The organism is Nocardia speluncae NBRC 108251, assembly GCF_001613245.1.
GTDB lineage: Bacteria > Actinomycetota > Actinomycetes > Mycobacteriales > Mycobacteriaceae > Nocardia > Nocardia speluncae.
Genome location: NZ_BDBZ01000029.1, coordinates 24296 through 33198 on the forward strand (window position 1 = coordinate 24296; position 8903 = coordinate 33198).

Sequence of the window (8903 nt, forward strand, 5' to 3'; positions counted from 1 at the left end):
AGCAGCCGACAGCGACCCCGCTATCCGGCGACCGCCAGTGAAGCGGCGAGCCCGAACACCGCCGCCATCACCGCGACCTCCAGCACCGCACGACGCAGCGACGCAGCGGCGCTCATCCGATGAGCGGCTGCCGCCGCGACCCAGCTCCGGCGCCACCACCAGCCGAGCGCCAGCAGCACGATCAGCAATACGGATTTGGCCACCATGATCCGGCCGTAACCGGTCGTGAAGAACGGGGTGATCCCGCCCATCCGAACCAAACCGTTGATCACTCCGGTAACGGCCACGGCCGCCACCATCGGTGCGGCGACCGCGGAGTATCGGGGAAGAGTCTCGGCCCAATCGCGGCGCCCGCGCACCACCAGCGCCAACGCGAGCAGCAGGCCCAGCCACATCGCCGCGGCCAGCGCGTGCACCCCGGCCAGTACCGACCCGAACGCCTGCTGCGACATATGCCCGGTAATGGGGCGCAGAGTCACGGTGACCGCGGCGAATACCAGCACCAGATCGGTTGTGTGCCCGCCCGGTCGCCGGAAGGCGAGCGCGCTGTAGCCCGCGATAGCCGCCGTACCGGCCAGGATGGCCAATCCGATCTGCCCGCCGCTGATCCGCACCAGATAGGTGCCGAAATCCGCCGGGCTCAGCGCAGTCACGCCCGAGCCGACCACGTCGCCCGCGGCGAATACCAGCACCGCGAATTCGAGGCAGCACCATAGCCCGGCCAGTACCGCCAGCATGCGCCACGGGACGTCGAGCCGGTCGTTCAACCGGGGTAGGACGGCCAGGCCGAGAACAGCGGCCCCGGCGAGATCCGCACCCAACCGCATTGTCGCGGCGGCCGGGATATCGCCGAGCGCCCAGGCCACCAGTACCCCGAGCAGGCCCGCCGGAACAGCGAGTCCGAACGCGACCCGGCGGTCGGGCCCGCCCGGGAGACTACTTCTCACTGCTCGTTCTTGCCCTTGCCCAGGTTCGAACCGAACAGCGCGAATGCCAGGCCGGCCCCGAACAGGACCACCGCACCGGCGATATAGACCCACACCGGCACTCCGCCGCCGGACCCGTCCCCGGAACCCTGTGCGTCCACCGCCGGACCGGGTGTGCCCTGGCCCGCGGTGGTCAGCGTGAAGGTCCGTTCGCCGTCGACGACGTGGCCGTCCGCCGAGGTGACCCGGAAGGCGACCCGGTACACCCCGGCCGGACCGAGTTCGCCCACTGCGACACTGAGATCACGGCCCTCGACGACCGGATCGCTCTTCGACCACAGGTTCCCGTCGGGACCCACCACGGTCATTGCCGGGAAATCCGGTTGCAGCGGTTCGTTGAAACTGATCGTGACCCGCGCCGGTCCGGCATCGACAGTAGCGCCGTCGGCCGGATCGCTGCCTACCACGGCGGAATGCGCGCCGGCCGTACCGGCAATCGGTCCGAGTAACAGCCACAGCAGCGCGGTGACCAGGGCGATCACCGGTATCCGGCGGTTCATCGCCGCCCCCTGACCACGGCGCCGACACCGGCGCCCAGGGCCAGCGCCGCGAACGCCAGACCCAGGCCGCCGAGCCAGCGGGCGGTGGTGTCGGTACCCTCGCCCGGTTCGGCCGCGGCCTGATCGCCGTGTTCGTGACCGGACTGGTCGCCGGCGTCCGCGCCGAGCGTCAGGACGGGGGCCGGATACTGCGCCGAATCGTGGTCGCCGGTTTCGTTCCAGCGCACCACGGAGCCGTCGCTGTAGGTCTGCTCGACCGGGAAGTCGATCGAATCGGTTTCGGGCAGCGGGCCCAGCGACACTACGAAACGCTGGAATTCACCCGGGCGGATACCGGGGCTGCTGGGGTTCGCGGTCCAGGTGACGGCCACTACCCGGTCTTCGTCGTCGCGTTCGATTTTCGCGGTCCAGCCGGGGACCGGCTCGGTGCGTGCCGTCGCGATCTCCGGCACGGTGACCCGTAGCGCGGTGGTGGCGGCGGTATCGGATTCGGTGGGCACACTGAACGTCGCGACGGTGGACCGGCCAGGGGTCGCGTTCGGCGCCGATACGCTGACATGCGCGGCGGCCGGACCGGCGCCGGCCAGTACGAGACCCGCGGCGGCGGCGGTGGTCAGACCGCGGCGCAGGGTCGGGGAAAACCCGTGGGACATGGGCGGAAAACTTTCTCTCCGAAGGATGTGGGAACGTCGGTGATCACGCGAGCAGGTGGCGCGCGTGGACCGGACGCTCCGTTCGGAGCGTGCTTCCGCGGAATCATGAGGATGGCCGCGATACGGGCCCGAAGGGCCGGTGGAAGGCGGTGCACGGGCGTGAGCAGCACGCGTAGCGCCGCCGACGCCGCCCGGTACAGCCGTTCGGCCACAGCGATCGTCAGGGTGCACAGCAGCACCGCGAGCAGATGGGCGCCGAGCATCGCCGCGGAGAGCGGGCTGCCGGTCGGTGATTCACTGCCCGCGGTAGCTGTTCCGGTGTGGTGACCGGTGAGCCCGGTCAGCGCCCAGTGCCCGACGAACTGACCCGAGGCCAGTGGCAGGAAGATGCTCAGTCCGGGTACAGCGGCCCGGTTCGCGAACCGGCTGCGCGCCCCGGTGACGACGGATCCGGAGCCCCACCCGGTGACCAGTGTGGTCAGCAAGAGCAGGGCGGTACCGGCCGACGTGGGATACCCGCCACCCGCTGCGCCGTGGGCGGCCACGGCCAACGTCCCGGTTGCCACGCCCACCACGCAGCCCCGCAATTGTGCGGGGCCGGTGTGCGGGTTGCGGGACATCGAGCACTTTCGGGAGGTCACAGGTGGACGGCTGGTCGGCGTCCATCATCGTCGGGGGCCGGTTCGGCCTCGCCGCCGCCCCCGCGGTGGCGGTGCTGGGCGTCCGGGTTCAGGCGACGCCGAGGCGGGCCAGGACGTCCGCCTCGATCCGGGAGAGTTCGGTGGCGATCGACGCGTGCACCGAACGCCGCCGCGCTGCGGGCATCTGGTCGGCGGTGCGCACGGCCGAATCGAGCGCATCGAGCCGGCTGCGGGCACTGGTCAGGAACTGCTGGGTGTCCTTGCCCCCGTCGTCGCTCGCGATCTTGTCGAGTGCGGCTGCGGTATTGGTGATCCGGGCCTGCAACCGGCCCCCGTGGCCGGCGTAGTCGCCGAGCTGATTCACGCCCACCCCGAGCTGTTTCGCCCGCCGGGCGTCCAGCTGCCCGCGCAGATAGGTGGCCCCGCGGTAGGCCAGCGGGGCGAGTACCGGAACCAGCACCCGCGCCACCCCGATGTACTTCTTGACCTGACCGGGGCTGAACGGGTCGCGTTCGGCGCGGGAGGCGGCCTTCTGAGCGGCCTTCTCCTCTGCCTGCAGCGTCGCGACCTGCGCTTTGGCGACCTTACGCTGGGTGTGGGCCTCGGTGCGTTGCCGTTTGCGCTCGTTCTTGGCGCCGAGCTTGGCCTCCATCGCAGCCTTGTGCTTGAGAGCCTTTGCCTCGGCCCGCCGATTCGGCCGCCGCTTGCGCTTGGTGAACAACCCCATCGAAGGCCCTCCGTCATGCTGGTTCGCTGCGGCGATACGACACGGAAACCGCATCGTCCACCCGTGTCACACGGTTCGCCGACACCCTATCGGGTTCCCCACCCAACCGGCGAGACACGCCACCCGGGTAAGGGCAGAGTGGTGTCGTGGCGTGGGTCGGTGATCGGGGCCGAACGGGACTCGATTCGTTGGACTGTCGGGGGCAGAGACCATACTGCTTGCGTGCAACCGGGCAGTATCGACCACGAAGACCCCGCCGGCGCGGGTGCCGAAACCGGCGCCGGCGTGGGTGCCGAAAGCGACGCCGCCATAGGCGCCGACGATGCCCGCGCGGCTGTCGGGAACGGCTCCGCCGCAGGTGCCGGATTCGGCGACGCCGGGGGTGGCGACAACGCACGGGTGGGTGGCGAGCGCGGCCGCCCGGCTTTCCTCGATGCCCGGGGGCTGATCGGATGCCGGCATCGGCTCGGGCTCGACGCCACCTATCCGGAGCAGCTGGCCGAGGTCCGGGAGGACCCCGGGGTACAGCAGCGGCGCGCGGCCGCGCAGGCCCATCGCGACCGGGTTCGTGACACCCTGGTCGCCGCGGACCCCGGTAGTTGGGTGATCATCGATCCGGCACAGCCCGCCCGTGCCCGCGCCGACGCCACGTTACGGGCGTGCGCGGCGGGGGCGGCCCGGATCTGGGGTGGCCTGCTTCCACAGGAATCCGATACCGGCCGCCGCGGCGGCGCCGAGATCCTGCTGCGTGATGTGGGCGGCGGCTATATCCCGGTGATCGTGGTCAACCACAAGGTCACTGATCCGCGCCGGCCCGAACCGGCCGAATTCCATCCGCTGACCTCCGATCTGCTGCAATGGCACCCCGAACCCGACCGGGCCCGCAAACTCCGCCAGCAACCCCGCGATCAGCAGCGCCTGGCGCACGTGTACCGGATGCTGCAACGCCACGGCTTGGCCACCGCAACCCCGGTCGGTGGCGTTATCGGCTTCCACTTCGACCGGATCCTGGTGCACGATCTGGCCACAGTGCTCACCGATTACGACAACCGCTACGCGGATCGGATCGCCGTGCTGCGCGGCGAGGTCGCCACCGTTCCCTCGAAGGTTCCCGAATGCCGCCAGTGCCCGTGGTGGACGCGCGGTGCCACCGGTGGCTGCCAGGGATGGCTCAACGAGCACCGCGATGTGAGCGTGGTGGCGCCCGGTTCGCGGGCCGAGGTGCTGCGTGCGCACGGTGTGCGGACCATCGACGAACTGGCGGCCTGGGCCGCCCCCGAACCGGAGGACTGGCAGCACGGGCCGTTCGAAGAGGCGGTGGTCACCGCGCGGGCCTGGCTGGTGGACGCGCCGCTGGTCCGCCGCTCCGACCACGTGTGGGTGCGTCGCGCCGATGTCGAGGTGGATGTGGATCTGGAGAGCTACCAGGAGGACGGTGCCTATCTCTGGGGCACGCTGCTCGACGGGGAGTACCGGCCGTTCGTCACTTGGGATCCGCTGCCGACCGAGGACGAGGGGAGGTCATTCGCCGAGTTCTGGACCTGGTTGATGGGGATCCGCGAACAGGCCGTGGCCGCCGGTAAAACCTTCGCCGCCTATTGCTATTCACGTTCGGCCGAGGACAAATGGCTCTACGAGTCCGCGCGCCGGTTCGCCGGCCGTCCGGGGGTGCCCACCGCGGCGCAGGTGACACGGTTCGTCGATTCGGTGCAGTGGGTGGACATGTTCCAGGCCGTCACCGATCAGTTCATCTGCCCGAGCGGTAAGGGGCTGAAGAAGATCGCGCCCGTCGCCGGATTCGCCTGGCGCGATCCGGAGGCCGGGGGTGAGGCATCGATGAGCTGGTATCGGCGGGCAGTCGGCTACGACGCCGCACCGGATCTCACTCAACGCACTCGCCTGTTCGAATACAACGAAGATGATGTTCGCGCGACCGCTGTCCTGCGTGAATGGATGAACCCGCGGACCCCGACCGGGCATTGCGCCGAACGGGAGGTACCCGCGCTCGCGGATTTCGCGCAGGCCCCGCCCGCTCCGACCGACCTGCGATCGAGCCCGGCGCAGGCTTGATTACCATGTGAAAGCGTGACAGAGCACGTCGAACAACTCGAGTTCCAGGCCGAGACCCATCAGCTGCTCGAGCTGATGATCCACTCGGTCTACTCCAACAAAGACACGTTCCTGCGGGAGCTGATCTCGAACGCTTCCGACGCGCTGGACAAGCTGCGGCTGGAGTCCTATCGAGACAAGGATCTGCACGTCGACACCGACGACCTGCATATCGAGCTGGAGGTCGACTCCGGTCAGCGGATCCTTACGGTCAGGGACAACGGCATCGGCATGTCGCGTGCCGAAGTGGTGGATCTGATCGGGACCCTGGCGAAGTCCGGCACCGCCGAACTGCGCCGCAAACTCAACGAGGCCAAGTCCGATGCCGCTGCCGAGGATCTGATCGGGCAGTTCGGTATCGGTTTCTATTCGACGTTCATGGTGGCCGACAAGGTCGAACTGACCACTCGTCGTGCGGGTGAGACCACCGGGACCCGCTGGCAGTCCGAGGCAGGCTCCGGTTCGTACACCATCGAAACCCTCGACGAGGCACCGCAGGGCAGCGCGGTCACGCTGCATCTGAAACCGGCCGACGCCGAGGACCACCTCTTCGACTACACGCAGGAGTACAAGCTCCGCGAGATCGTCAAGAAGTACTCGGATTTCATCGCTTGGCCGATCCGGATGCAGGTCGAACGGACTGTCACCGAGGGCGAAGGCGACGACCAGCAGGAGAAGACCGTTGTCGAGGAGCAGACGCTCAACTCGATGAAGGCCCTCTGGACCCGTCCCAAGGGCGAGGTCTCCGAGGAGGAGTACCACGAGTTCTACAAGCACGTCAGCCACGCCTGGGACGAGCCGCTGGAGACCATCCCGCTCAAGGCCGAAGGCACCTTCGAATATCAGGCCCTGCTGTTCCTGCCGTCGCAGGCGCCGTTCGACCTGTTCACCCGTGAGCACAAACGCGGTGTGCAGCTCTACGTGAAGCGCGTGTTCATCATGGACAACTGCGAAGAGTTGATGCCGGAGTATCTGCGCTTCGTGAAGGGTGTGGTGGACGCGCAGGATCTGTCGTTGAATGTGTCCCGCGAGATCCTGCAGCAGGACCGGCAGATCCAGATGATCCGCAAACGCCTGGTCAAGAAGGTTCTGAGCACCGTCAAGGAGCTGCAGGGCGCCGAGGACCAGACCAAGTACCGTACCTTCTGGCAGGAATTCGGGCGGGTCCTCAAGGAAGGCCTGCTCGCCGATTTCGACAACCAGGCCACCATTCTCGAAGTGTCCTCGTTCGCCTCCACCCACTCCGATTCCGACGCCACCACACTGGCGCAGTACGTGGAGCGGATGCCCGAGGGCCAGGACGGGATCTACTACATGACCGGCGAATCCCGGGAACAGGTGGAGAAATCACCGCACCTGGAGGCGTTCCGCGCGAAGGGGCGCGAGGTGCTGATCCTCACCGATCCCGTAGACGAGATGTGGGTCGGATCGGTAACCGAGTTCGACGGCAAACCGTTGCAGTCGATCGCCAAGGGCGAGGTCGATCTGGAAACCGAGGAGGAGAAGAAGGAATCCGAAGCTCTGCGCGAACAGCAGGACAAGGATTTCGCCGAGGTGCTGACCTGGCTGGGTAAAACCCTGGAGGACAGCGTCAAGGAGGTCCGCCTCAGCTCCCGGCTCACCTCCTCGCCGGTCTGCCTGGTCGGCGATGTCTTCGATATGACCCCGATGCTGGAACGCATGTACCGGGCCTCGGGTCAGGAATTACCGCAGTTCAAGCGGATCCTCGAGCTCAACCCCACCCATCCGTTGGTGACCGGGCTGCGCGATGCCTACGACACCCGCAAGGACGACGCCGATGAGGGGAAGGTCCCCGAGCTCATCGAGACCGCCGAACTCCTGTACGGCACGGCTGTGCTGGCCGAAGGCGGAGAACTGAAGGACCCGGCCAAATTCGCGCAGATCCTCGCCGACCGGCTGACGCGTACGCTCTGACCGCTCCGGAGGCCGCGGCGTGCCCCGCGGCCTCCTCCGGGCGCGGTCGGTGACGGCCGCAGAACGGACGCCCGAACTGCCCAGGCCACCCATGGGACGAGGTGGCCGAGGAGTACGCGGCTTTTTTCGATTGCGCTGGTGCGGCCACCGCATGCTCGAGGTCGGCACCGGCAACGGTTGCGCTCGGCCGGTACGCAGTATGGGCTGTCCGGCGCATCATCCGAACCCCTTTTGGGCGCACAGGGTTTCGACCTGCGGTTTGTAATTCGTCAAGGGGTGCAGGCGATGGATAATCCGGGACACGCAAATCGTGTTCCGGATAGGAGCTCGATCATGTCGACTACCACTGCGGCGCACCGTGGATTGCGCTACACCGCGCTTCGGATCACGCTGCTGGGCGCGCTGTTCGCTGCCCCCGCCCTGGCAGTGGCACCGGCGTCGGCGGAACCAGCGATCGGTCCGATCACGACGCACCTCGCCCCCGTCTCCGATGAATATGACCGCCACGGCTACGACCGGTGGGGGTATGACCGCGACGGCTATGACCGATTCGGTCGCGATAACCGCGGTTACGACAAGGAAGGTTTCGACCGGTGGGGTTATGACCGCGACGGATATGACCGCGACGGCTTTGATACGTGGGGCTACGACGAGGACGGTTACGACGAGGACGGTTACGACCGGTGGGACTCCACGCGCGACGGATGCCGTATCGACGGCAACGATGAGAAGTGGGCAATCCGCCGGATCTGCGATGCCTGGCGGGCACGAGTTGCGGCTGCCGGCCCCTTCGCCGATCGAACCGGCCTCCTGTAGTAGCCGCACTTGGAAGGCGAACGCCCGCCGCCCGGCTTATCGCCCGGGACGGCGGGCGCGGTTGTAGGGGACTGAGGGATACCTGCGACATCCGAAACAGGAATGGCGACCTGGGTACGGTTCCCGAAATGCGCTGAACGCCTGTGTAGCACCGCGAATTCGGCCGATGGGGGCAGAGCTGCCGGGGCAGGCGATGATCCGTTGCCGGGTTTGTCTGTGCGGCACTGTGTTCCGCTCCGGTTCGGGAGGTAGTCGGCCGCTCCTCGACTGTATGGACCTGCAGTTTGTACAGAAATCTGGCGGCGCGGCGATAGTGCGGTCGAAGCGCAGGAGCGCGCTCGGATTGGAGATCGATGATGCCGACAGCCGTTACGAGTGGCAGGAGCCGGCGCCGTACCGGTATCAGAGCCGCACTGTGGAGCTCCGTGGGCGCGGCCGTAATTCTGGCCGCCCCCGCTTATGCAGTGACGGATGCCGCAGTGCCGCCGGTGCCGACACAGGACACGCCGACCCGGCCGCCTGCTCCCACTGCCACG

At 67.8% G+C, this 8903-nt stretch carries 8 protein-coding genes; 3 read left to right on the forward strand and 5 right to left on the reverse strand.

Features of this window, described 5'->3' with window-relative positions; all coding sequences use genetic code 11:
- Window positions 1–20: 20 nt before the first annotated feature.
- From NS6_RS22585 to NS6_RS22605, 5 genes are all read right to left on the reverse strand, one after another.
- Complete coding sequence (locus tag NS6_RS22585) at window positions 21–947, reverse strand: CopD family protein (protein ID WP_068044951.1); 927 nt, start codon at window positions 945–947, stop codon at window positions 21–23.
- Window positions 944–1486, reverse strand: coding sequence for a copper resistance CopC family protein (locus NS6_RS22590; RefSeq protein WP_068044953.1), 543 nt, complete (start codon window positions 1484–1486; stop codon window positions 944–946). The genes NS6_RS22585 and NS6_RS22590 overlap by 4 nt, the downstream gene beginning before the upstream one ends.
- Entirely contained in the window at window positions 1483–2139 is a 657-nt protein-coding gene (locus tag NS6_RS22595; RefSeq protein WP_068044955.1) for a YcnI family protein, read from the reverse strand. Before NS6_RS22595 ends, NS6_RS22590 begins: the two co-directional genes overlap by 4 nt.
- Complete coding sequence (locus tag NS6_RS22600; RefSeq protein ID WP_068044956.1) at window positions 2100–2759, reverse strand: hypothetical protein; 660 nt, start codon at window positions 2757–2759, stop codon at window positions 2100–2102. The genes NS6_RS22595 and NS6_RS22600 overlap by 40 nt, the downstream gene beginning before the upstream one ends.
- Window positions 2760–2868: 109 nt before the next feature.
- Window positions 2869–3507, reverse strand: a complete 639-nt coding sequence (locus NS6_RS22605; protein WP_068044958.1) for a DUF6474 family protein — start codon at window positions 3505–3507, stop codon at window positions 2869–2871.
- Between the two features lie 399 nt (window positions 3508–3906).
- On the opposite strand from NS6_RS22605, the gene NS6_RS22610 reads away from it, so the two are divergent.
- The 3 genes from NS6_RS22610 (at window position 3907) to NS6_RS22620 (ending at window position 8367) form a co-directional block, all read left to right on the forward strand.
- Window positions 3907–5577 (forward strand): TM0106 family RecB-like putative nuclease, encoded by a 1671-nt coding sequence (locus NS6_RS22610; RefSeq protein ID WP_068044963.1) that lies wholly within the window; start codon window positions 3907–3909, stop codon window positions 5575–5577.
- A 15-nt stretch (window positions 5578–5592) separates the two neighbouring features.
- Window positions 5593–7551 carry a molecular chaperone HtpG gene (gene htpG / locus NS6_RS22615; RefSeq protein WP_068044960.1) on the forward strand — a complete coding sequence of 653 codons (1959 nt, stop codon included), beginning with the start codon at window positions 5593–5595 and terminating at the stop codon, window positions 7549–7551.
- A 333-nt stretch (window positions 7552–7884) separates the two neighbouring features.
- Window positions 7885–8367: a hypothetical protein gene (locus NS6_RS22620; protein WP_157112894.1), complete on the forward strand. Its 483-nt coding sequence runs from the start codon at window positions 7885–7887 to the stop codon at window positions 8365–8367.
- The last annotated feature ends 536 nt before the right edge of the window (window positions 8368–8903 follow it).

Bases quoted from the DNA above. Each gene is read 5' to 3' on its own strand.
- NS6_RS22600 (WP_068044956.1), bottom strand. From the start codon at position 2,759: ATGTCCCGCAACCCGCACACCGGCCCCGCACAATTGCGGGGCTGCGTG.
- NS6_RS22595 (WP_068044955.1), bottom strand. From the start codon at position 2,139: ATGTCCCACGGGTTTTCCCCGACCCTGCGCCGCGGTCTGACCACCGCC.
- NS6_RS22590 (WP_068044953.1), bottom strand. From the start codon at position 1,486: ATGAACCGCCGGATACCGGTGATCGCCCTGGTCACCGCGCTGCTGTGG.
- NS6_RS22620 (WP_157112894.1), top strand. From the start codon at position 7,885: ATGTCGACTACCACTGCGGCGCACCGTGGATTGCGCTACACCGCGCTT.
- NS6_RS22605 (WP_068044958.1), bottom strand. From the start codon at position 3,507: ATGGGGTTGTTCACCAAGCGCAAGCGGCGGCCGAATCGGCGGGCCGAG.